Origin of the sequence: Chryseobacterium sp. RLHN22 (genome assembly GCF_051011795.1) — a bacterium.
In the GTDB taxonomy this organism is placed as follows: domain Bacteria; phylum Bacteroidota; class Bacteroidia; order Flavobacteriales; family Weeksellaceae; genus Chryseobacterium; species Chryseobacterium zhengzhouense.
Window position 1 is genome coordinate 66701 of sequence record NZ_JBPCHW010000008.1, and the last position, 22516, is coordinate 89216.

At 33.9% G+C, this 22516-nt stretch carries 28 protein-coding genes; 10 read left to right on the plus strand and 18 right to left on the minus strand.

Annotated features, from left to right (window positions below; all coding sequences use genetic code 11):
- Positions 1-14: 14 nt before the first annotated feature.
- Positions 15-659, plus strand: a complete 645-nt coding sequence (pdeM, locus tag ACR1PN_RS10045) for a ligase-associated DNA damage response endonuclease PdeM (RefSeq protein WP_433979936.1) — start codon at positions 15-17, stop codon at positions 657-659.
- A 4-nt stretch (positions 660-663) separates the two neighbouring features.
- On the opposite strand, the gene ACR1PN_RS10050 is transcribed toward pdeM, so the two are convergent.
- Positions 664-1014 carry a helix-turn-helix transcriptional regulator gene (locus tag ACR1PN_RS10050; RefSeq protein ID WP_433979937.1) on the minus strand — a complete coding sequence of 117 codons (351 nt, stop codon included), beginning with the start codon at positions 1012-1014 and terminating at the stop codon, positions 664-666.
- A 474-nt stretch (positions 1015-1488) separates the two neighbouring features.
- Between ACR1PN_RS10050 and ACR1PN_RS10055 the strand changes: the two genes are divergently transcribed.
- On the plus strand, positions 1489-2082 hold the full coding sequence (locus tag ACR1PN_RS10055) for a Crp/Fnr family transcriptional regulator (RefSeq protein WP_433979938.1): 594 nt from the start codon (positions 1489-1491) through the stop codon (positions 2080-2082).
- Between the two features lie 198 nt (positions 2083-2280).
- On the opposite strand, the gene ACR1PN_RS10060 is transcribed toward ACR1PN_RS10055, so the two are convergent.
- From ACR1PN_RS10060 to ACR1PN_RS10080, 5 genes are all read right to left on the minus strand, one after another.
- A complete protein-coding gene (locus ACR1PN_RS10060; RefSeq protein WP_433979939.1) occupies positions 2281-2787 on the minus strand; it encodes a CinA family protein in 507 nt (168 codons plus the stop codon).
- 11 nt (positions 2788-2798) lie between these two features.
- On the minus strand, positions 2799-3107 hold the full coding sequence (locus ACR1PN_RS10065) for a hypothetical protein (protein ID WP_433979940.1): 309 nt from the start codon (positions 3105-3107) through the stop codon (positions 2799-2801).
- Positions 3108-3425: 318 nt separating this feature from the next.
- Complete coding sequence (locus tag ACR1PN_RS10070) at positions 3426-4040, minus strand: Crp/Fnr family transcriptional regulator (protein WP_378171714.1); 615 nt, start codon at positions 4038-4040, stop codon at positions 3426-3428.
- A 21-nt stretch (positions 4041-4061) separates the two neighbouring features.
- The gene (locus tag ACR1PN_RS10075) at positions 4062-4658 is read right to left on the minus strand and encodes a Crp/Fnr family transcriptional regulator (protein WP_433979941.1); all 597 of its coding nucleotides are present in this window, start codon (positions 4656-4658) and stop codon (positions 4062-4064) included.
- A gap of 287 nt (positions 4659-4945) precedes the next feature.
- A complete protein-coding gene (locus ACR1PN_RS10080; protein ID WP_433979942.1) occupies positions 4946-5149 on the minus strand; it encodes a hypothetical protein in 204 nt (67 codons plus the stop codon).
- 266 nt (positions 5150-5415) lie between these two features.
- On the opposite strand from ACR1PN_RS10080, the gene ACR1PN_RS10085 reads away from it, so the two are divergent.
- Together ACR1PN_RS10085 and ACR1PN_RS10090 are read left to right on the plus strand one after the other, a co-directional pair.
- Positions 5416-5922, plus strand: coding sequence for a pyridoxamine 5'-phosphate oxidase family protein (locus ACR1PN_RS10085; protein WP_378171717.1), 507 nt, complete (start codon positions 5416-5418; stop codon positions 5920-5922).
- A 39-nt stretch (positions 5923-5961) separates the two neighbouring features.
- Positions 5962-6312, plus strand: coding sequence for a hypothetical protein (locus ACR1PN_RS10090; protein ID WP_433979943.1), 351 nt, complete (start codon positions 5962-5964; stop codon positions 6310-6312).
- A gap of 39 nt (positions 6313-6351) precedes the next feature.
- Here ACR1PN_RS10090 and ACR1PN_RS10095 read toward each other — a convergent pair whose 3' ends face one another.
- The 5 genes from ACR1PN_RS10095 to ACR1PN_RS10115 are packed head-to-tail and all read right to left on the minus strand — an operon-like array spanning position 6352 to position 9515.
- Positions 6352-6945, minus strand: a complete 594-nt coding sequence (locus ACR1PN_RS10095) for a Crp/Fnr family transcriptional regulator (protein ID WP_034676264.1) — start codon at positions 6943-6945, stop codon at positions 6352-6354.
- Positions 6942-7325: a bacillithiol system redox-active protein YtxJ gene (gene ytxJ, locus ACR1PN_RS10100; RefSeq protein WP_378171719.1), complete on the minus strand. Its 384-nt coding sequence runs from the start codon at positions 7323-7325 to the stop codon at positions 6942-6944. Before ytxJ ends, ACR1PN_RS10095 begins: the two co-directional genes overlap by 4 nt.
- A complete protein-coding gene (locus ACR1PN_RS10105; protein ID WP_433979944.1) occupies positions 7322-7777 on the minus strand; it encodes a DUF1569 domain-containing protein in 456 nt (151 codons plus the stop codon). Before ACR1PN_RS10105 ends, ytxJ begins: the two co-directional genes overlap by 4 nt.
- Positions 7774-8313 (minus strand): YfiT family bacillithiol transferase, encoded by a 540-nt coding sequence (locus ACR1PN_RS10110; protein WP_433979945.1) that lies wholly within the window; start codon positions 8311-8313, stop codon positions 7774-7776. Before ACR1PN_RS10110 ends, ACR1PN_RS10105 begins: the two co-directional genes overlap by 4 nt.
- A gap of 59 nt (positions 8314-8372) precedes the next feature.
- Positions 8373-9515 (minus strand): DEAD/DEAH box helicase, encoded by a 1143-nt coding sequence (locus tag ACR1PN_RS10115; RefSeq protein ID WP_433979946.1) that lies wholly within the window; start codon positions 9513-9515, stop codon positions 8373-8375.
- Positions 9516-9668: 153 nt separating this feature from the next.
- Between ACR1PN_RS10115 and pncA the strand changes: the two genes are divergently transcribed.
- Positions 9669-10274 carry a bifunctional nicotinamidase/pyrazinamidase gene (gene pncA, locus ACR1PN_RS10120; protein WP_433979947.1) on the plus strand — a complete coding sequence of 202 codons (606 nt, stop codon included), beginning with the start codon at positions 9669-9671 and terminating at the stop codon, positions 10272-10274.
- 171 nt (positions 10275-10445) lie between these two features.
- Here pncA and ACR1PN_RS10125 read toward each other — a convergent pair whose 3' ends face one another.
- The gene (locus ACR1PN_RS10125) at positions 10446-11588 is read right to left on the minus strand and encodes a pseudouridine synthase (RefSeq protein ID WP_433979948.1); all 1143 of its coding nucleotides are present in this window, start codon (positions 11586-11588) and stop codon (positions 10446-10448) included.
- A gap of 101 nt (positions 11589-11689) precedes the next feature.
- On the opposite strand from ACR1PN_RS10125, the gene aroB reads away from it, so the two are divergent.
- From aroB to ACR1PN_RS10140, 3 genes are all read left to right on the plus strand, one after another.
- Positions 11690-12736: a 3-dehydroquinate synthase gene (aroB, locus tag ACR1PN_RS10130; RefSeq protein ID WP_433979949.1), complete on the plus strand. Its 1047-nt coding sequence runs from the start codon at positions 11690-11692 to the stop codon at positions 12734-12736.
- A 259-nt stretch (positions 12737-12995) separates the two neighbouring features.
- Complete coding sequence (locus ACR1PN_RS10135) at positions 12996-13637, plus strand: porin family protein (protein WP_378171727.1); 642 nt, start codon at positions 12996-12998, stop codon at positions 13635-13637.
- Positions 13638-13782: 145 nt separating this feature from the next.
- The gene (locus ACR1PN_RS10140) at positions 13783-14361 is read left to right on the plus strand and encodes a porin family protein (protein ID WP_433979950.1); all 579 of its coding nucleotides are present in this window, start codon (positions 13783-13785) and stop codon (positions 14359-14361) included.
- A gap of 71 nt (positions 14362-14432) precedes the next feature.
- Here ACR1PN_RS10140 and purF read toward each other — a convergent pair whose 3' ends face one another.
- From purF to ACR1PN_RS10170, 6 genes are all read right to left on the minus strand, one after another.
- Complete coding sequence (gene purF, locus ACR1PN_RS10145) at positions 14433-15932, minus strand: amidophosphoribosyltransferase (protein WP_433979951.1); 1500 nt, start codon at positions 15930-15932, stop codon at positions 14433-14435.
- A 64-nt stretch (positions 15933-15996) separates the two neighbouring features.
- Positions 15997-16356 (minus strand): four helix bundle protein, encoded by a 360-nt coding sequence (locus tag ACR1PN_RS10150; RefSeq protein ID WP_378171732.1) that lies wholly within the window; start codon positions 16354-16356, stop codon positions 15997-15999.
- Positions 16357-16392: 36 nt separating this feature from the next.
- Entirely contained in the window at positions 16393-17115 is a 723-nt protein-coding gene (purC, locus tag ACR1PN_RS10155) for a phosphoribosylaminoimidazolesuccinocarboxamide synthase (RefSeq protein ID WP_034676282.1), read from the minus strand.
- 67 nt (positions 17116-17182) lie between these two features.
- On the minus strand, positions 17183-17878 hold the full coding sequence (locus ACR1PN_RS10160) for a DUF3307 domain-containing protein (RefSeq protein ID WP_433979952.1): 696 nt from the start codon (positions 17876-17878) through the stop codon (positions 17183-17185).
- 1 nt (position 17879) lies between these two features.
- Positions 17880-18485, minus strand: a complete 606-nt coding sequence (locus ACR1PN_RS10165; RefSeq protein ID WP_378171738.1) for a SatD family protein — start codon at positions 18483-18485, stop codon at positions 17880-17882.
- 158 nt (positions 18486-18643) lie between these two features.
- Complete coding sequence (locus ACR1PN_RS10170) at positions 18644-20509, minus strand: endonuclease (protein WP_433979953.1); 1866 nt, start codon at positions 20507-20509, stop codon at positions 18644-18646.
- A 189-nt stretch (positions 20510-20698) separates the two neighbouring features.
- Here ACR1PN_RS10170 and ACR1PN_RS10175 point away from each other — a divergent pair, with 189 nt between their 5' ends.
- The gene (locus ACR1PN_RS10175; RefSeq protein ID WP_433979954.1) at positions 20699-21838 is read left to right on the plus strand and encodes an acyl-CoA dehydrogenase family protein; all 1140 of its coding nucleotides are present in this window, start codon (positions 20699-20701) and stop codon (positions 21836-21838) included.
- 21 nt (positions 21839-21859) lie between these two features.
- Positions 21860-22357: a DinB family protein gene (locus ACR1PN_RS10180; RefSeq protein ID WP_433979955.1), complete on the plus strand. Its 498-nt coding sequence runs from the start codon at positions 21860-21862 to the stop codon at positions 22355-22357.
- Positions 22358-22516: the final 159 nt, after the last annotated feature.

A 22516-nucleotide genomic window follows, 5' to 3' on the forward strand; every position in this document is an offset into this window, starting at 1 on the left:
ATGTTTATTTAATTATGAAAATAGTAACTAAAAATATCAACATAAAAAACGAAGTTTTTACCTTAACCAATCAGCGTGCCTTGTTTTGGAAAAAAGAAAAAGCGTTGATTCTATCCGACTTGCACATCGGAAAAACCGCTCATTTCCGCAAAAATGGAATTGCCCTCTCCGATCAGGTTTTCGAAAACGATTTGCAAAGATTATCCGTGCTCATCGAATATTTTAGACCCGAAAAATTCCTTGTGGTTGGTGATTTATTGCACGCCGGAGATAATTCAGGTGTCGACAAATTCTGCGAATGGAAAAACCAATTTCCAAACCTTGAATTTCATCTGATAGAAGGCAATCACGACAGAATTTCAAAAAAACTGGAAGCCAAACTTTGCCTGAATTTCAGAGATGAATTTCTCGAAATTGAAGAATTTATTTTTGTTCACGATTTTCAGAAAAAGAATGAGAAATTTCAGATTACCGGACATATTCATCCGGGATTTGTTATCAATTCCTCGGTGAAAAATATCAAACTACCTTGTTTTGTTGTTTCAGAAAGTCAATTATTGCTTCCCGCTTTCAGCGAGTTTACAGGATTAGATACAAAAAATCTCCCTAAAAAAGGAAGATTCTATGTGTTTACGGATGCTGAGATTTATGAGATTTAAAATTTCATAAATTGTCAAACCATTTATAAATATCGGTATCTGAAGAGATGCCGAGTTTTTTTCTCAGTCTGTTTTTTCTGTTCTGAATTGCTTTAGGAGTTACAAAAGTATAAATTGCAATTTCTTTTGTACTCAATCTCAACTTGAGATAAATACAAAAAATAATTTCCGAATTCTGTAGGTTGGCATTAATTGTAGCCAATTTTTCAAAAAAATCGGGATATGCAGATTTAAATTTACTTAAAAGGCGCGGCGAGTTTTCTTTGGCAAGTCTTATGATCTCTTCGTCAGCCAAAATTTTTGTGTTGTAATTTTCTGCTTTAAGGTCTTGCTGTTTTTCGTTATTTTTATTCATCGTATGGAAGAATTTTTCTCTATCATTAATTAAGGTCTGCTCAATCTTAACTTGATTAACGTTCTTATTTTTCTATTTTCAAATTTTGTTCCGGGAATTCCGGTATTGTTTTGTGAAATATCCGGATATTTTAGATTTTAATTCTAATTCTTATGAATTTTAAAACAAGAGTTTATCCTTTGATATTGCTGATTCAAATGTATCGGATTTTTTATATTTGTTTTTATGATTCTAATCAATCCTTTTACTTTTTCTGGCATTTTACTTTTTTAAATTAATAAAAACTTTCATTTCCGTTTAAAATTTTATTTTCAGCAATTATTTTTCGCTTTAATAAATAGTGTGGTATCTGTGTGGTAGGTAAATAATTCACTTTTGTATAAAATTGCTTTTTCTTTACAATTCTAAAAATTCTTCTCTCACTGCGTTTGTAAGAGTATTGATTAAAATTTTAGATTAATTAATCCCTATGATATGATAAATGAAGATATTTTATTTTCTTTTGGAGCAGAGTTAAGAACTTACGATGCTGAAGATATTATTTTTTCTGAAGGTGATGTACCTGCATTTTTTTTTCTGATAATTGAAGGAAAGGTAAAACTCAATAATTATAATGAAGCGGGAAAAGAATTTATTCAGGGTATTCTTATAAAAGGTCACAGCATTGGTCTTTCTTCTCTTTTTATTTCTAAAAACTATCCTGTAAATGCTGTTGCAGAGACTGAGTGTGAAGTGATAAGACTTCCGAAAGTACATTTTTTTGAGATTTTAAAAAATCATCCTGAAGTTTATTCAGACATTATCCCTTGTCTGGCGGAGCATATGCATTATAAATTTGTGATGATGCAGAGTATGGCTTTTCATAATCCCACCGACAAACTGTTGACTTTAATGAATTATCTAAAGTTTCATCATGAAGATCAGTCACAGTACGCTTTGCAGATTCCTTTAACGAGACAACAGCTTGCTTCACTTACCGGGCTAAGTGTAGAAACGGTAATAAGAGTTATTAAAAACATGGAGAAAACCGGTGTTTTGAAAATACAGAACAGAAAGATTTTTTATTAAATCAATAAACCTGAGATGAAAATGATAAGTTATTCTTAGCTTAACAAAGACCTTTCTGTTCTGAAATTTTACTTTTTTTGTATCTGATCGGGCTTTCTGTTCTTTGCTTCATCTTCTTCAAAGTCACATCGGCACGAACATGCAGCAAAGCCTAAGAGAAAAAGTGTAAGAATTGCAAACGTAGATTTCATATTATTTTTAATGATTATTTAGTATTAGAACTTTAGTGATTTCGCTTTTAAAGCAGCCTAAAATAAATTCTGTATAGTATTGCTGAGCTTCTAAAGCCTGGGTTTTAGGATGAAGTTCAAGTTTTTTAGTTAAAATAATTTCACCTTTATAAGAAAAAGAATAATAAGAATATAATTTAAAAGTAGAGTTTCTGATCGGATTTGCATATCCTGTAACGGCAATCGACCAATCGGTTTCGAACATTTTGGCTACGTTGATGGCCATGGTTTCTGCTATCTTCTCTGAAACACAGTCGCAAAAACTTGCCTCATCATAATCTACATTCAAAAGTTTAACTTTCTGAGCCAGATTATACGCAGTAATACCGCCTTTATAAAACATTCCGGCATTAGGCATCTGCGAGAAGGCAAGCTGAAACAATCCGGATGTCACACTTTCAGCAATAGAAATGGTTTCATTTGTAGTGATTAGTGCTTCACTGATATAATTGAGTAGGTTTTCCTGAAATTCCATATGTTTTTTGTTTAGTGAAATTGTGAGATGTTCATATACTTTTCGAAGTAATGCAGGTCTTCAAGCTTTTGAAGTGTAAGATAAAACATGATTTGTTTGGGCTCTTTAAGCGTGATCTTTTCCATACTGTCGAATTTTGCAATCATGGCTTTAACAGATTCTTGCTGAAGATCATTATTTATGACAAAAAGAAGAAAAATATTGTCTCTGATTTCTTTTGCAAAGATTCTGGAAGAATCTTCTATCCACATTCCGTGGTTAGGTATTTCGGTAAAATCATCTTCCTCCTGAAGAATTTTTAAAATTTTAATTGAATTCATATTTGATCTGGTGTTGGTTTACGATAGATTGGCTCGGCTAAAATAAACCGACGATATAAAGATTACCTCTTCTCCACAAAGAGGTAATCCGTAAAGTAAAAATTATGAATAAAGCTTGAGGTTAAATTTCTGATGAAATTCAGTAACGCACAGATGATAATCTGTGCAGACTTTTCTTGTAGATCCGGTTATCATATTTTATATTTTGGTGGTTATTTCAGCTTCTTATTTCACATTATAAAGAGTGAATTAATTCTTTAGAAGCATACCCAAATGTATAACTGAAATGTCCTACAAATTTATGATCTAAGTCATGAATCAATAATAAATCTTTCTGTCTTCTATCTTTACAAGATTCTCCTGTTCCATTTTCTTTAGTGTTCGAATGATTGTTTCCACACGAAGACCCGTGAGATCGGCAATCTGCTGTCGGGTAAGCCTTATGTTGAATGAATGGATGTCTTCACAATCTGTATAACTTTTCAGGTAATCAAAAAGACCTGTGATTCTTGCTGAAGGCTGCTGTGAAGCCATATTTTGTACCATGATCATTTTATAATACAGGCGGTGAGACAGACACGCATTCATCTCCATCGAGACGTGGGGATGTTCTTTAATTAAATTGATGAAATTTTTTCGTGGTAAACGAATAATCGTGCTGGGTTTTAATGCATAGGCATTGGCAGGGTAATGCTTATCGATAAAAAGAAGCGGATCTCCGAAGCTCTGCCCTTTCCCAAGAATGTTATGAATAAATTCTCTACCTTCTTCATTGTAATTATTTACTTTCACATAACCCTCAACAATTTGAAAATAATAAGCAGGTGAATCACCTTCAAGAAAAATTGCTTCTTTCTCATTATACGTTCTGATCTCTGCGCTGTAAGATGTTAACAGCTGTTCATCGATCTTCATACAACTTATTGTTTTCATGATGTATCAATTTTAAAATGTTTAGTATAAGACTTTACCGTTTTCGATCAGCAATCTGCCTTCTTTTTCCATTTTTTTGAGTGTTCTGATAACAGTTTCCACACAAAGACCTGTAAGGCTGGCCATTTGCTGCCTCGTTAACGGGATTTGAAACCTGAATTTCTTATCTTCAGGTTCCTTGCTCTTCAGATAATCCATTAAAGTTTTAAGCTTTACTTTCGGACTTTGTGAAGACATATTCTGTGCCATAATCTGTTTAAAATACAGATTTTCTGATAGCCATTTGTTCATATCAAAACAAAGTTTCGGATTTTCAACCAATAATGAAAGAAATTTCTCTTTCTTCAGGCTTAAGACTTCACATGGATTCAGGGTAACAGCATTCATGGGATATTTTCTGTCCGTAAAGAGAAGCGATTCTCCGATACAGTCTCCGTCTTTCAGAAGGGTTTGGATGCTTTCTTTTCCTGATTCGTCATAATTGTTCATTTTAACAGTTCCTGAAACGATCTGAAAATAATAATTGGCAGATTCGCCTTCAGTAAAAATGTTTTCCGAGGGACCGAAGTTTTTGGTGACAGCTCCCGCAGATTCGAGAATTTTTTGACTGATAACCATAATTTCTAATGTTTTGAAGTGGTTGTGATGGTAATCTTCACAAAAGATATGAGTAAATATTTGGGTGAAACAGTGTTTAAAGTAACGTGATAGCGTCGGAATAAATAGTGTCAGTATTTAATATTTTACTGAATTCCGGTATTTAGTATTAATAAATATCAAAATCTTTTATACTCATTGAATATAATTATTTCAGTTTAACCATTAAAAATTTAATATAAACTTGTACAAAAATTAGTATGATGAATATCTATGAAACCTCATAAATATGATCATTACTTCCCAGCTTATCTGGTTGTCTGAGCAGAATCCTCCGGGATGGTTGTGACTGGGCTATCTTCCGGAATTGCTGGATTTGACATGGTGTCAGGTTGCACCGGAACTGTTCCGGGAGCAATCGTATCTGCTGTATCGGTCTGCGTTTCAGATCCTTTTTTACTACAGCTCAAAACGATTAACCCCATTAATAAGATTAATACTGATTTTTTCATAATATTTTTTTGGTGGTATTTTTAGTTTAAATTAAAAATAAAAACTAGTCTACAAATATACTATATTATGTTGAATCGTATTATGATTCAGATCATAATAATCTTCTAAATCAGTATTATTGTATGTTATAAATGTTAAATTATTGTTTTTTTGTATTAATATAATATTTTTTTTAGCAATTTTATATTTTGGTTAGGTTTTTGAATCCAAAAAAAATACCGAGAAAAAAATTCTCAATACACCACAATAACAAAATATAAATATTATGTCAACAGAAAACTTAATTCACAAAGAAGCGGTAAAAAAAATTAAAGAGATTTCAGAAAAAGCAAAAATATGTATGTTCTGTACCAATCTTGAAAATTTCCCAATCAATACACGTCCTATGAGTCTGCAGGAAACCGATGAAACCGGAAATCTCTGGTTTATCAGCAGTGATACCAGCAACAAAAATTTTGAGATTAAAGATGATAAAAGAGTGCAGCTCATATTTATGAATAATTCGGATTCGGAATATCTATCTGTATTTGGTGAAGCATCTATTTATAAAGACCGCTCCACCATCGAAGAAAAATGGTCTGCAATGGCAAACGCCTGGTTCGACGGTAAAGACGATCCTACAGTTACCATCATTCGTGTAGAGCCGAAAGATACCTATTATTGGGATACAAAAGCAGGTAAATTGGTAAGTATGATAACCTTTGTGACTGCAGCTCTTACCGGAAATAAAACCGATAACTCCGACGGAGTTGAAGGTAAAGCTACTGTTTAAAATTATTCTTTAAAGTTTAACCCCTTAAAACTAAAAATCATGATATTCGAAGATGATCCGCACGCTGTTGTTCATGAAACGAATAATAAGCCGATAAGCAATTTTGCAATGATTACACAGGTAATTAATTTCAATGGAGATAAATCTTTTATCCTAAATTCTCTGCAGAAAATTAAGAACAGTACATTGTGCGAAATTAAAAGGAAGGTAATAGAAAAGTTTATTCACGAATATACGGTGAATTTTACAGGATATGTTGAAAATGACAGTTATCAGATTCATTCTGACGGTTTTCAGCTCTCGCCTTCTTATGCAAAACAGTCTTACGAAAAAGTGTTAAGGGAACAAGAATATCTTAATAGAATAATCACCACACTGAACAACGATTAGTTGTTTGGTGTGGTGATTTTATTGTTTTAAATATGATTTTTATTTATCGGTAACAAAATTCTTTTTGGCCAGTTCTTTTCGTACACGACTTAAACTTTCGGGAGTGATTCCCAAATACGAAGCAATCATCCATTGCGGAACTCTCAGTAAGAGATCAGGATACATTTTAATGAATTTTAAATATCTTTCTTCCGCAGTTTCTCCTAATAAAGAATTAATCCTATCCTGTAAACTTTTTACATGTTTCTGAATAATCAGATCATTTCTTTCAATACTGTTCGGAAATTCTTCTAAAAGCTTATTGAAAAAATCAGGCTGCAGAAACAAAACTTCAGAATCTTCCACCGCTTCAATAAAATAATTAGATTTTTCGTTAAAATAAAGGCTGCTTCGGTCACCAATCAGCCAGTTTTCCGGAGCAAACTGTATGATATGCTCTTTACCGTTTTTGTCGATAGAATACATTCTCAGAAGACCTTTTTCGACAAAGAATGTGTTTCGGCAAACTTCACCGTGTTGCAGAAGAAATTCGTGTTTTGCGATTTTTTTAGATTCATATTGCAAAGTACACATGTTCAGTTTATCGGCAGGAACTTCAAAAACTTTGGCTAAATAATTCTGAATGTTTGTCATATAGCGATCTGGCTTAAAGATATATCCTGATGAGATGCGTTGCTGATGGGTTTTCCGTTTTCGATTACAATAAGTTGAGGGCTTTCATGACGGATTCCGAAATCTTCAGCAATTTTATTCGAAATAGCTCTGAAAGCAAGAAGATCCAGAAAATAGAAGCTTGCATTCTGATCTTCGGAAGTTTCTATTTCTTTTTCAAAGTTTTTCAGAACCGTTTTACTGATAAAGCAGCTTGTAGAATGTTTAAAAATCGCAACCTTATGTTCATAAGATTCTTTAATTGCCTTCTCTAAATCGTCTTCAGATTTTATAGTCTTCCAGAAAGATTTTGTGTCTCCCTGTTCCTGTTTTCCGCCAAATATTTTATCTATAAAACTCATATACTAAACTGTTTTAAGTGATGATCAAGATGTTTATACTCCAGAAATCCCCAGTCTTTTTCTGTCATTTTTCCGAAAAGTACATGTCTGCCCGGAAGTTGATTCCTCCTGAATGCTTCCTGATACTCATCAAGAGTTTTTAGAAGTTTTGTTTTTTCCTGTTCAAAATCACATTCAAAATTAACGATTACTTTTCGAAAACATGGCATATTGTGCGGAATTCCGTTATCGAATATCTGCATTTCTTTTTTTGTGAATATACCAATGGTTCTGAAAAGGATGTTAATCTCTGGTAATTCGATCTTTTTTAGAGAAATCTGAAGAATAAGATTACAATGACACAGCATTTGTGCTGCGTTCATTCTTCCCCACTTTCGTTTTGAATCTTCTGAAAGCCTGGCAATTCTTATTTTCATTTCGTTGAAATCATTTTCTTTATGAAGACTTTTCACTGCCAGTTTTTTTCCTTCTTTAGGTTTTCTATATGAGCAAAATGATGATTGCAGTGCCACACATAGTGAGCAAGATAGGTTCTCAGATCATAATTTTTATTTTGCTCAGGGTGGTGAAAAGTTCTTTCAAATTGTTTATTCGTCATCGATTTTAGCAGATGTGTCCATCTTTGATGAGTGCCTTTAATCATTCGCATAGCAGGTTTTATAGGCATATTTACACTGTCCTGAAGTTCTGCCCATTTTGCTTCGTCGTAAGGTTTTATGGTAGGATTCTCTTCGGTAAGAGCTAATTTTAAACGCATCAAACTGTTGATATGGCTGTCTGCGATATGATTGATAAGTTGTCTCACCGTCCAGCCGCCTTTCCTGTACTGAGTGTCAAGCTGTTCATCATTGAAATTCTCAATCAGATTTTTTAATCTGTCCGGAAAATTTTTAATGACTTTTATATAATCGTTTAATTTGATGTCACAAATATCTTCAGGAACTTCAAACCGCCCCATCGGATATTTCTTTTGCTCTAAGTTGTTCATCTTTAATTATAGAGTTTAATATTTAGTAAATAAAATCATCTCAATAAAGCAAGAAAAAATTAATAACCATGCAAATCGATTCCTTCCGTTCTTTGCAGTGCAACTTTTTTTCCCATTTTCTTTTGAATCACTCTGAAATGCTGCAACTCATCATCGGTGAGAATTGAAATGGCTGTTCCTGTTTCTCCGGCACGACCTGTTCTTCCGATTCTGTGAACATAATCTAAGGGTGAACGAGGCAATTCATAGTTAATAACACATGGCAAAGATTCGATGTGGATTCCCCGGCCAATTAAATCTGTTGCAACCAGAATTTGTGCCCCATTTACTTTAAATTCTTCCAGGTTATTTCTGCGCGCGCCCTGCGATTTTTGGCTGTGGATGGCAACAGCTTTTATCTTATTTTTCTTTAATTTTTCTACTAAATTATCTGCAGATCTTGTTGATGAAACAAAAATTAAAGCTTTCTCAACCTTCTTTTCCTTAATTAAATATCTTAAAAAGGGACCTTTGTTTTCTGGAGCAACATGATATGCCAATTGCTCGATATTGTCAATTTCTACTTCGTCTTTCTTTATTTCAATAATAACAGGATTAACTGATAACCTTTCTTTTATTTCAGAAACTTTGTCATTTAGGGTCGCTGAAAATAATGTGACTTGTTTTGTAACAGGCATCATGGCAAAAAGTTTATTCATTTCTTCACCGAAACCCAGTTGAAACATTTTATCTGCTTCGTCAACAACCAAATGCTGAATTTGGGAAATACTCAAAGCATTATGATCGATCAAATCCAATAAACGGCCTGGAGTAGCAATAAGAACTTCAACGCCAAACATGCCTTTCATCTGTGGATTAATAGAAACTCCGCCATAAACTGCCATTGTACGGATTTCACGTTTCAGATTTTCAGTAAAAGCTTTGAAAACCTCATCAATCTGAATTGCCAGTTCTCGTGTAGGAACCAATATCAAAATCTGAATATTACGGTCTTTTTTAGCTTCTGCATTTTGTAGTTTCTCTAAAATAGGCATTACAAAACAAGCTGTTTTCCCTGAACCGGTCTGTGCAATTCCCATCAGATCTTTTCCTTTTAAAATAACAGGAACGGCTTGCTCCTGAATCGGAAAAGGTTTTAAGTAGCCTATTTTTTTAACAGAACGAATAATATTGCTTGATAATCCTAATGATTCAAATGACATATAAACTTTATTTATTACAAAGATAAACTATTGGAGAATGGTTTTAAAGATTTAAATACTTTTCAGAATGCCGTTTTGTCCGATAATTCGTTTTTGGATAATTTTTTGAGTAATAATTTTTATACATTTATCAAAAATTCGATCATCTTAGATATGAAAAAAGCATTAATAATAGTCGATGTACAGAATGATTTCTGTGAAGGAGGAGCGCTTGCGGTTCCTGGAGCTAACGAGATAATCCCTTACATCAATCTTCTTATGGAAGAAAATAATTACGAGCAGGTTGTTCTTACTCAGGATTGGCATCCTTCAAATCATAAAAGTTTTGCCAGCAACAACGGAAGAAAAGTTGGTGAAAGCATTATTTTGAATGGTGTTCCGCAGTTTATGTGGCCGGATCATTGTATTGAAGGAACTTTCGGAGCAGAATTTCATAAAGACTTAAATCGTGATAAAGTAACCCACATTGTTCAAAAAGGAAAAAATACCGAGATTGATGCATATAGTGGCTTTCAGGACAACAATCATTTTATGAAAACAGGATTGGATGATTTCCTGAAATACCATGATATTCAATTGGTGGAAATCGTTGGTTTAGCTTTAGATTATTGTGTGAAATTTACTTGTCTGGACGCAGTTGCGAATGGTTATATTACTTGTCTTCATTTCAATGGAACCCGTGCTGTGAATGTAAAACCGGATAACGGAAAAGATGCCATTTTTGAAATGCTGCAGAAAGGAGTGACGGTTTTGGGATAGTTTTTTAAGTTATGAATTATTAATTATGAGTTATAATTTTTCAAGCTGAAAATTTTACTCATTTTCTTACATAAAAAAGACGTTGAACAAATTCAACGTCTTTCTTCTTTTTAATTTAAAATTATGAGCAGAATCAAAATTCATAACTCATAATTCGAAACATATAACTCTTTAAAGCATTTTCAAGTTATTCACTTCCTGTTCCGATAAAATTCTCCAATGACCTCTTTTGATGTTTTTCTTGGTTAATCCAGCAAACATTACTCTGTCAAGCGCTTCAACTTCATACCCTAATCTTTGGAAAATTCTTCTGATGACACGATTCCAGCCGATATGAATTTCAATTCCTACTTCATTTTTAGGTTTTCCTTCAATAAAAGAAATCTGATCAACTGTTGCAACCCCTTCATCCAAACGGATTCCTTCAGCAATAAGCTTCATATCTTCGTGCGTTAATTTTTTATCTAAAGTAACATGATAGATTTTTTTAGCATCAAAAGATGGGTGCGTTAATTTCTTCGTCATGTGCCCGTCGTTTGTCAACAGGATGACTCCGGTTGTAGAACGGTCAAGTCTTCCAACAGGGAAAACTCTGTATGGAGAGGCATTTGCAACCAAATCCATTACAGTTTTTCTTGCTTTGTCGTCTTTTGTGGTAGAAATATATCCTTTTGGTTTATTTAGAAGAACATAAACAGGTTTTTCAGGAGTAATATTTTGTCCGTCAAAAACAACTTTATCGGTTTTCTGAACCTGATAACCCATTTCAGTTACCACTTTTCCGTTTACTTCTACCAAACCTTGAGTAATCAGCTCATCAGCTTCTCTCCTGCTGCAAATTCCTGAGTTGGCAATGTATTTATTAAGACGGATGGTATCTTTATGAATATCTTTATCAATTTTGCTCAGTCTTCTTTTCTGAACGAAAGATTTATTTTTGTCTTCTCTGCTTTCAGTTCCCGGTCTTCTGCCGTATTTCAGACTACCTCTTTCGTATTTATCTCTGGTGTCAAAAGAATTGGGTCTGCTTCCGCCTCTTTTCGGAGCAGATTTTCCAAAAGTTTTTCTTTCTTCACTCGAATTGGTAATAAAGTCTTTCTGTTCAGTTTTTCCGAATTTCTTGTCCATTCGATCCTGGTAACTCGTGCCACCGCTTTTTCTGGAATCCGAATTTCTTTCTCCTGCTTTAGGGAAAGATTTTTTGAAAGGTTTTGATCCGGAGTTTCCTGATCTTGAAGCGCGAGAATCATCAGAATTATTTCTTGTTGAACTTCTTGGTTTCTTGGGTCTTCCTGAATTATGGTCTCTGCTCATGCTAAATATTTGTGCAAAGATAGTCAATTTAGTAACGAGTTAAAAATTAAGAATCATAACTTTGTAGCACAGTATATCTTTAATTATTAAAAAATCATACAATGATTACCTTATTAGATGAAAATTTTTCGCAGCTTAATCAATTCATGACCGAAAAATCATTCAGCAAAGTTTTTATTTTGGTGGATGAAAATACACATGAATATTGTCTTCCCGTACTTTTAGGAAATTTAGAAACAGATATTGCTTTTGAAATTCTTGAAATTGAAGCAGGTGAAGAGATGAAAAATATTCAGACGGCAAATCAGCTTTGGGAGATTCTGACCGAAATGCGTGCAGACAGAAAGGCTTTGGTTATTAATCTTGGTGGTGGTGTAATTACCGATATGGGCGGCTTTGTAGCATCAACTTACAAAAGAGGAATTCAATTTATTAATATTCCGACCACTTTACTTTCGATGTGTGATGCCTCAATCGGTGGAAAAACCGGAATTGATTTGATGCATTATAAAAATATGGTGGGAACTTTTTCTTTTCCTGAACAGATTTATGTTTATCCGGGATTTTTAAATACACTTCCTGCAAAAGAACTGAAAAGCGGTTTTGCCGAAATGCTGAAGCATGGTTTGATTGCCGATAAAAAACATTGGGAAGATCTAATTCAGCTTCAACATTTAGATCCGGTTGGAGTTGAACCTTTTATTCGTAAGTCGCTGGAAATTAAACAGGAAGTTGTCAATGCAGATTTCCATGAGAAAAATGTGAGAAAAACTCTGAATTTCGGGCATACGATTGGTCATGCTATTGAAAGTTTATGTCTTGAAAGTGAGAATCTGATTCTTCACGGTGAAGCAGTTGCTTTAGGAATGATTTGTGAAGCTCATCTTTCCTATCTTGAAGGTTTAATAAATAAAGAAGATTGTGAAATTATTACAGAAAACATAGCGAGATACTTCTCTTATATTGATATTACAGGATTTAAAGAAGATAAAATTTTCGATTTATTGCTGAATGATAAGAAAAATACAGATGCAAAAATTAACTTTTCATTGCTTTCGGGAATTGGTTCTTGTGTTTTCGACCATCAATGTTCGACAGAAAATATTCAAAAATCGATTAATTTCTATAAAAATATTAGCGGATTTTAGATTTTAAACTAAAATTTTAAACCAGTTTATAATAAATTTTATATTCATAACATAATATCTGATTCTAAATTAATATATTGACTTTTAAAACATTACGAAATACTCTTCACTTTTAGAAGGGTATTTTTTGTTTGTTTAAAATATGCAGAAATAGTTTTGGCAAGCAATTTGAAAGATTCGAATCGTCAAACTCAAAAAGTTTGGTAGTAAAATTTAAAATTAGAAAAATTAGAATTAGTAAATATTAAAAATTTAAGTTATGAAAAAGTTAATTTTAGGAATAGCAGTATTGTCAACATCTTTGGCTTTTGCTCAGACTACACAAACGACTTCGTCTTCTGCTTCACCAGTAAAATTCGGGATTAAAGCAGGGATGAACGTTTCTTCATTATCTAATGATGAAACATTGGAAGATCAGGGATCTAAAATAGGTTTTAACGCAGGTGTATTTGCCAATATTCCTGTAGCAGAATCTTTCAGCATCCAGCCGGAGGTTTTATATTCTCAATATGGTGATAAGTATGATTATGTAGTGGCAGGTAACAGATATTCTTATGCAAATCATTTAGACTATATTACAGTTCCGGTAATGTTCCAGTATAACTTTATTCCAAATTTATACGTTGAAGCAGGTCCTGAGTTTGGTTTTATGGTAAGCGCAAAGAATAAAGCTAAAAATGAAACCAATAATGATGTATTGGCAGAATCAGGAAACTATAAGGATAATTTCAACACATTTAATGTTGGTATCGGTTTAGGAGCTGGTTATTATTTTACAGATAACATTGGTCTGACTGCAAGATATGTAGCTGGTGTTACTGATATTGCTAAAAACAGACAAGGTAATTCTGATGCCATCAGAAATAATGTATTCCAGGTAGGTTTAGCATTTAAATTCTAAGAAAAAACAATCTTAATTTCAATAAAAAAATGTCAGATTCTGTAATGAATCTGACATTTTTATTTGATTTTAATTATAAATTGGCAAGATTTTTGATGCAAATTGCGATAGTTTTTCAATAATAAACAAATTAAAAACGAAAGCTATGAAAAAACTATTTTTAGGACTTGCTATCGCTGTAAGTTCATTATCTTTTGCTCAGGAAAAAGCTAAAGAATCTTCTTCATCTGTAACATTCGGAGTTAAAGCCGGATTAAACGTGGCTTCAATCAATGATGATGCTTTCAAAGCAAAAGCCGGAATTTACGGTGGTGTTTTTGCAAACATTCCTGTTGCAAGTTCATTCAGTGTTCAGCCTGAGGTTTTATACAACGGGATGGGTGCCAAGTTTGAAGGAATGTCTGATGTAAGGTTGAATCTTGATTACATTTCTGTTCCTGTGATGCTTCAATATAACCTTTTACCAAAATTGTATGTAGAAGCTGGCCCACAGTTTAGTTTTGCAATCAACAAAAAAGTTAAAGGTGATGCAGGTTCTGCAGATGTAGATGATCTATTCAAAGGTTTTGATCTTGGTATAGGTCTTGGTGCTGGTTATTATTTTGATCAGAAATTCGGACTTACCGCTAGATTCGTTGCCGGAGTTACGGATATTGCAGAAAACAATCCTGGTGATGCGATCAGAAATAATCTATTCCAGGTTGGGGTTGCTTATAAATTCTAAGATAATTTAAAACTAAAAAAGGTCAGATCTCAAAACGAGTTCTGACCTTTTCTATTTTATATAATTAAGAATTAATTAAATAACTCTACCTCTTCTCCTTTTCCTACAGGATATTCCTCTGTAAAACACCCGAAACAGTGGTTGGCAGAACCTAAAATTACTTTTAAGTTTTCTGTGCTTAAGAATTCAAGAGAATCTACTCCCAAATAATCTCTAAGCTCTTCTGTGGTCATATTGGCAGAAATCAAATCGTCTTTCGAAGGCGTATCAATTCCTAAATAACAAGGCGCAATAATCGGCGGAGAAACACTTCTGAAGTGAATTTCCTTCACCCCTGCATCTTTCAGGATCTTAACCAATCTTTTCGAAGTTGTTCCACGAACGATAGAATCGTCGATGATTACTACTCTTTTATCTTTAATTTCAGAAATAATCGGGTTCAGTTTCAGGTTCACTACCCTTTCTCTCATTTCCTGAGTCGGTACAATGAAAGATCTTCCGATGTATCTGTTTTTAATCAGAACCGGACGGAAAGGAATTCCTGAAGCCTTAGAAAAACCAATCGCAGCAGGAACTCCGGAATCCGGAACTCCAATGACAACATCAGCTTCTACCGGAGCCTGTTCCCAGATTTTCTCCCCAGATTTTTCCCTGATTTCGTAAACGTTGATATTTTCTAAAGATGAGTCAGGTCTTGCGAAATAAATGTACTCGAAAGAGCAGATTCTTTGTTTTGCCTTTGATTCATCCACCATGATCGAGTGAAGTTTTCCAGGTTCGTTTTCATTGGTATAAATAATTTCTCCCGGTAAAATATCACGAACATACTGAGCTCCAACAGCATCTAAAGCAACAGATTCCGAAGCTACCACGTAAGAATTTTCGTTGATTGCTCCCAAAACCAAAGGTCTGATTCCGTTGAAATCTCTGAATGCGAAAAATTTATTTCTCGTCATTCCGACAACTGAATACGCTCCTTCAATCTTTTCCATCGTTGCTTTAATCGCTCCACGAAGACCAAGATCAAGATTTTTCTGAATTAATCTTAAAATAACCTCAGAATCCGAAGTTGCTCTGAAAACAACACCTTCCGCTTCCAACTGAGCTTTCAGTTCCTTCGCATTGGTCAAATTACCGTTGTGCGCAATCGAAAGGATAATCTGGTCATATTCGTTTTTTGCGAAAAACGGCTGGAAATTATATTTCTTTTTGTCTCCTGCAGTCGTGTAGCGGGTGTGCCCGATTGCAGAATTTCCCATAAAAGTTTCAGGATCGGCGATCTCTTTATAAACGTCCAAAACCAATCCTTCATCCTTCATATTCGTGATTTTCCCGTCTTTAAGAACAGAAATACCACAAGCTTCCTGACCTCTGTGCTGAAGCGCAAAAAGCCCGAACTGTGAAAGCGAAAACGTATCCAAATCACCATCAGAATACATTCCGAAGATACCGCACTCCTCATTGGGAGCGTCTAATCTTTCTTCTTCCTGCGTTCTGAAAAGATTTCTTCCATACGTTTGGGTTTCAAACTGTTTTAAATATTCACTTTTATGAATGTCTAAACTTTTCATTTCTATTTTTTCTATATTAGAAGTTAGATATTAGATGCTAGAAATTAGTCTAAGTTAACTTCAATTATAATTTTAAACTTGTCTTTAATGAATAAATCATTTTCTGTATTTCAGCTAAAAGTTGTTTTAAAGGAACAATTTTAGTTTCAGAAATAAAATCTAACTCTATCAATAATTGTAACTGTGTTTGTAATTCATAGGTTGAACCAAATGCAATCCCAAGAAATTGATAAAATTCATTCTTATTATTTCTTCCCGCTCCTTCTGCAATATTTGAAGGTATTGAAACAGCACATCTTCTAATTTGAGACAGTAAACCAAATTTTTCTTCACTTGGTAATTCTGCCGTAACCAAATAAACTTCTTTTACCAGAGCCATGGATTTACTCCAAACTTTAAGATCTTCTATCCGGTGCGATTTCATACTAACTTCGAATATCTAACCTCTAACTTCTCAAGTCTACTTGCCAAGAGCAACTTTCAGTCTGTTGTAGATCTCAACGTAAGCTTCAGTAACTTCACCAAGATCTCTTCTGAATCTGTCTTTATCCAGCTTCTTCATTGTATCTTTGTCCCAAAGTCTGCAAGTATCCGGAGAAATTTCGTCAGCAAGGATAATTTCACCATCTGCCGTTTTTCCTAATTCGATTTTGAAATCAACCAAGATGATGTTCATTTTGTCGAAAAGATCGATTAAGATTTCATTGATGTCTGAAGTTAATTCATACATTTCATCAAGCTCTTCGTACGTTGCAGCACCTAAGAAAACAGCGTGGTGATCGTTGATCAGTGGATCTCCCAATTCGTCTTTTTTGTAGCAGATATCGAAGATAGTAACAGGAGATTTAATTCCTTCCTCAACTCCTAATCTCTGAGCCATGCTTCCTGCAGAATAGTTTCTCACGACCATTTCCAAAGGAATAATTGATACTTTTTTTACCAATTGCTCTCTTTCGTCTAATTGTTTGATGAAATGAGTTTTAATCCCTTTTTCATTTAAATATTCAAAGATTAAAGTAGTGATGGCGTTGTTCATCTCTCCTTTCAAATCTACAGAACCTCTTTTCTGAGCATTAAATGCTGTAGCATCGTCTTTAAAACGTACTACTACTTCATTGGGATTTTCGGTAGCAAATACTTGTTTTGCTTTACCTTCGTACAACATTTCTAGCTTTTGACTCATAATTTTTACTTTTTACTTTAGAAAACTTCGAGATTCAAAGTTTTCGGTTATAGTTAGATTTATTATTTTATTTTATTAAAATTCCTGTTAAAACAGCGATTCCGAAACTTAATAATGTCCCGATTAATACGTATTCAGTCAGTTTTCTCTGTTTTGCCTGCGCCAAATCACTGAACCTGAAAACAGATTTTGCTGCCACCATAAAACCTACGCCTTCCCAAAGATCGACCACGATAAAAGTGAAGACCAATAATCGTTCTAAAATTCCGATATATTTTCCTGCACTCGATAAAGATTCGGTTTGCAGGTTTCCTTCTTCTTCCGTAACGGGAGTCCATGAAGACAATAATATTTTTATGAAAATTGAAGCAGGTGACGTTAAAAACAAAGCTCCCATTACAATTTTCAGAAATTCCTGGTTTTTTAAAAATTCAAAATTAAATTCATTAAAACAAAGAGAAACAACGGCAATTACTGCTACATGAAGCGCCTGATCAATGAAAAACCATCTTTTTTTTGTCTGATTATTCTGGAAACTCAATTTACATGCATCAATAATAAAATGAGAAACTCCCACCAATATGGCAACCCACCAAAGTTTTAAATCCCACATGAAGATTAAACTTAAAACGGTGTGAATCAGAACATGAAAGTATAAATAAGGACTTTTTAGTTTGCGGTTTTCCTTATCTGCAACCCAAGAATTTGGCTGAAGAATAAAATCTCCGAGTAAATGTGCCAATATGAGTTGAATAAAAATCATCTTACAATTCTGAAATTTTCTTTCTAAAATATTGATTGGTTTCTACGATCAGCTCGTAGTTTGCACGTTTCAGTCTCTGGCTGATTGAGGACTGTGAAATGGCGAATTTCTTTGCGAGATCTTCCTGTGTAATATCCTGATTCATGATCATTTCGTGAATGATTTCGGAAGTTGCCATTGTCCAGTTATCAAAATCTTTTGAAGCCCATTTTAATAGCATATTTAAATCTCTGTCAACAGAATCGTTGGATGTCTTAATAGATACAGTGTGTCCGTCGCTTTTCAGATCATTCAATAATCTTCCAGAATTGACGTAAGCCGAACCATTGGATTCTGTGATTTTTTCAGAGGAAAAATTTTCCAGACCGATGCCGATCGCAATTCTTACATCTAAATTTTCCTGACTTTTTATAAGAGATTTTATGGCTAAGAAACGCCAGAAAACATCATCAATACCACACTTGAACTGAAACTCATCTCCTCTGTAGATTTCCCATGTTTGAGGAGCGCTTCCCCATTTTTCGAGAAGATTTTTAAGCTTGTTGATCCAAACTTCTGTTTCTGCGTGTTGCGAATTTATTATATCACCGGTAATGACCGCTATCATTTTGCAAATATAATGATAATTACTTATAAATAAAAAATATAAGTAAAATTGATTATATATATTGAATATTAGCTTTTCTGCTTATAAATATCATTAAGTTAAATAGAAAACTCCGCCATTTTTTGAACGAAGTTTTTGTATTTAATATTCTGCTATTTTTATTTTTTAATGAACTGATAAGCTTTATCATCAAGCTTTAGTAAATAAAGACCTGTTTTTAGATTCTGTACAGAGATATTTTTCTTATTCTTAAACGGAACTTTTTCTGTATAAATCAATTGTCCTGAGAAATCTAAAATCTGAGCATTCTGAATATTTTCAGTTTTTCCGCTTACAAAAATGTTTTCATTAATAGGGTTTGGATAAATTTTAAATTGCTTCTCTGCCAATAATTCAATATCTGAGGTTGATAGCGTTCCTAAATTCTGGCAATAATTGCTTGCATACGAATCCCACTCATTGATATCGAAAGTTGTTGCAGGTTGATTAATTGTTGCTTTTCTATATAAAGACACATTTCCTAAAACAGAAGAATTATTAATGCTTGAAGTACCAATTGCATCCACGGTTGTCGATTTGTATCTCAGCTCCAGATACTGGCTTCCGGAAAAGGTCATTTGTGGAGCTGCTGTGACAAATTTTGCCTGATTGATGGTGAAACAGGAAAAGTTAGCTTCAGGATTCAAAATCACAAAAGTTTCGTTATTCTGAACCGTTCCTTCTAATTCAAAAGGTGCCGGAAAATAATAATTTGTTCCGCTCGGAAACTGAATTGACAATCTGTAATCGTTTAAATTAACAGGATGACCTGTTTTATTGGTGATTTCAATTGCTTTATTATTGGCTGTTCCTTCAAGATATTTTGTAACCATTAAATCTTTTGCATAAACATCTGTTGCTAATGTTGTTGTTGAAATGGTATTGCTGTCGCCTGAAAGCAAATATCCATTGTCATAAGCTTTAACAGTAAAAGTATAAGCTGTAGAAGGTGTTAAATGATCTGCTGTGAAAGAATTGGTTTTCGAGATGCCGATTAAAGTTCCGTTTTGATAAATTTTGTACCCAATCACATCTGTGCTTGTACTTGGTGTCCAGCTTAGTGTTGTAAAATAAGCACTGTTTTGAGTTACTGTTAAATTGCTTGGGTTTGAAGGCGCTACAGAATCCGTAGTTTGTCCCCAAATTGCACTTACCCAAGCCGGATTATCAATAAATGGATTTCTGTTTTTCTGTAAATTGTAAACTGCATTGTTTCTGTCAATTTCTCTTTGAGAAACAGGATCCTGATTATGCCATTGAATAAGCATTGCGATATAACCGGGCTCAAATGCTCTTTCTTCTGTTCCGTCTAAAGGATTGGTGTCAGAGACAGGATTCGCATTATTGTTATAGTTAAAAGTTCCTAGTTTTCCTTCATATCTTACTGCAAAATACAGTAAGCTTCTCGCTACGTCACCTTTGAATTCATCGATCGGTTCATAGACCCGGCCTGTGTAGACATAGTTTGGAATTGCACTGTTTGAAATCTTAGAAGAGTTTGTAAAGGTGTAATAATTTGTTGTACCTCCGATTCCATATGGATAATTGCTCCTCAGCTGATTAATTCTCGCATCCGTCGGAACAACATAAAACAGATCAGAATACATCGGATAATTACTGTAAAATGTACTTTGCGGCATCATATGTTCTCTGTTCCAGCCTAACCCTTCCGCATTTGCTGAACCGATAATATTTGCCGTTGTATATTCATAGGCATCAGGTCCGTTCGGAATTTCAGAATAAATATCTAATAAAATGGTTGTATTGGTTGGGCCGTGATCATAATATTTATCCAAATCCGTCTGATTATAATAATTGGTAAGATCACCATAATGCCAGTTGATATTTTTAGAAGAAATAATATCATGCAGTTTTGTTTTTAATGCATATCCTGTCAATCCCGATGTTCCGTCATAATATCCGGCAGGAACTTGTGCAGACATAAATGTGGTTAAAAAAAGTACAGGAAGTAAAAGTTTTTTCATTCAGTTAAAATTGGGGGACTAAATTAGGAAATAAATATTTCTAAAACTAATAATTGCTATTAATATTATGTTAATTGGTTGATTGTAATTAGTTGAAAATTAAATAATTAATTTTAATATCCAATCTTATTTACAAATTATTTTCGTATTTCCGCAATTTAAGTATCTTTGGGAAATAACGATTATAATATGAATACAGAAACGATGAACAACATTAAGATGATAGCGGAAACAGCAAAAGAATTTGCTGAGAAAAATATCAGACCTAATATTATGGAGTGGGACGAAAGTCAGACTTTTCCTAAGGAACTTTTTCACCAGTTGGGTGATATGGGGTTCATGGGGATTGTAATTCCTGAAGAATATGGTGGTTCTGGTCTTGGTTATCACGAATATGTTGCTATTCTGGATGAAATTTCTCAGGTTGACCCATCAATTGGTCTTTCAGTTGCTGCACACAACTCACTTTGTACGAATCACATTTATGAATTCGGAAACGAAGAGCAAAGAAACAAATGGCTTCCACAATTAGCTACCGGAAAAGTAATCGGAGCTTGGGGATTAACAGAGCACAATACAGGTTCGGATTCGGGAGGAATGTCTACTACTGCTGTTAAGGATGGTGACGAATGGGTTATCAATGGGGCAAAAAACTTTATTACTCATGCAATTTCAGGTGATATTGCCGTTGTCATGACCAGAACTGGTGAAGTGGGTGCTAAAAATAATTCGACAGCTTTCGTTTTGGAAAAAGGAATGGCAGGTTTTACTTCCGGTAAAAAAGAAAACAAGCTTGGAATGAGAGCTTCTGAAACTGCTGAACTTATTTTTGATAATGTTCGTGTTCCTGATTCTCACCGATTAGGAGAAGTTGGTGAAGGTTTTAAACAGGCAATGAAAATTCTTGACGGTGGCAGAATTTCTATTGCTGCATTAAGTTTAGGGACAGCAAGAGGAGCTTACAAGGCAGCTTTAAAATATGCAAAAGAAAGAAAGCAGTTCGGGAAGTCGATTGCAGATTTCCAGGCAATTAATTTTATGTTGGCAGATATGGCAACAGAAATTGATGCTGCAGAATTATTGATTCAAAGAGCTTCTACTTTAAAGAACGCAAAACAGAAAATGACAAGAGAAGGGGCAATGGCAAAATTGTATGCATCTGAAGCTTGTGTGAGAATTTCTAATAATGCAGTTCAGATTTTTGGTGGTTACGGATATACAAAAGATTTTCCAGCTGAAAAATATTACAGAGACTCTAAATTGTGTACAATCGGAGAAGGAACTTCTGAAATCCAGAGATTGGTTATCGGAAGAGATATTACGAAATAATTTTTTCTAAAATTTTCACAAATGATTAAACAAGCGTTATTAGGCGAATTTCTGCATGAAGCAGAAAATACAAGAAAACTTTTAAAAGCAATTCCGGACAGTGCTTTAGATTGGAAACCTTCGGATGTAAACTGGACGACGGCTCAATTAGCCTCCCACATCGCAGAAGTTTATAATTGGTTTGAAAGTACTTTTAATCAGGATGTTTTCGATATGGGAACTTACGCATACGATAAAGGAGATATTTCTAAAGCAGAAAATATTGTCGCTAAGTTTGAAGAAAATGTGTCTAAAGCCCAAAAGGTGATAGAAAACTCCGATGAAAGCGCATATTTTAATGAATGGAAAATGGAAATGAAAGGAAATGTACTTTTTCCTCCAATGCCAAAAGTTCAGGTAATTCGTTCGTTTTTGTATAATCATTTGTATCATCACAGAGGTGAATTGGTTGTTTACTTAAGATCTACAGGAAATAAAGTTCCCGGATTGTACGGGCCAACTGCTGATGATAGATTTTAAGGGTTAGAATATTACAAATTGAATAGCACACGTGTTTTGCGTGTGCTATTTTCATTTTAATGTGAAATACAATTGATATATATTTAATGTATTGCATATTAGTTTGTATGAAAATTCTAAAATTTTCTTAAATAATTTTGTTTTTCGTAAATATTTTTT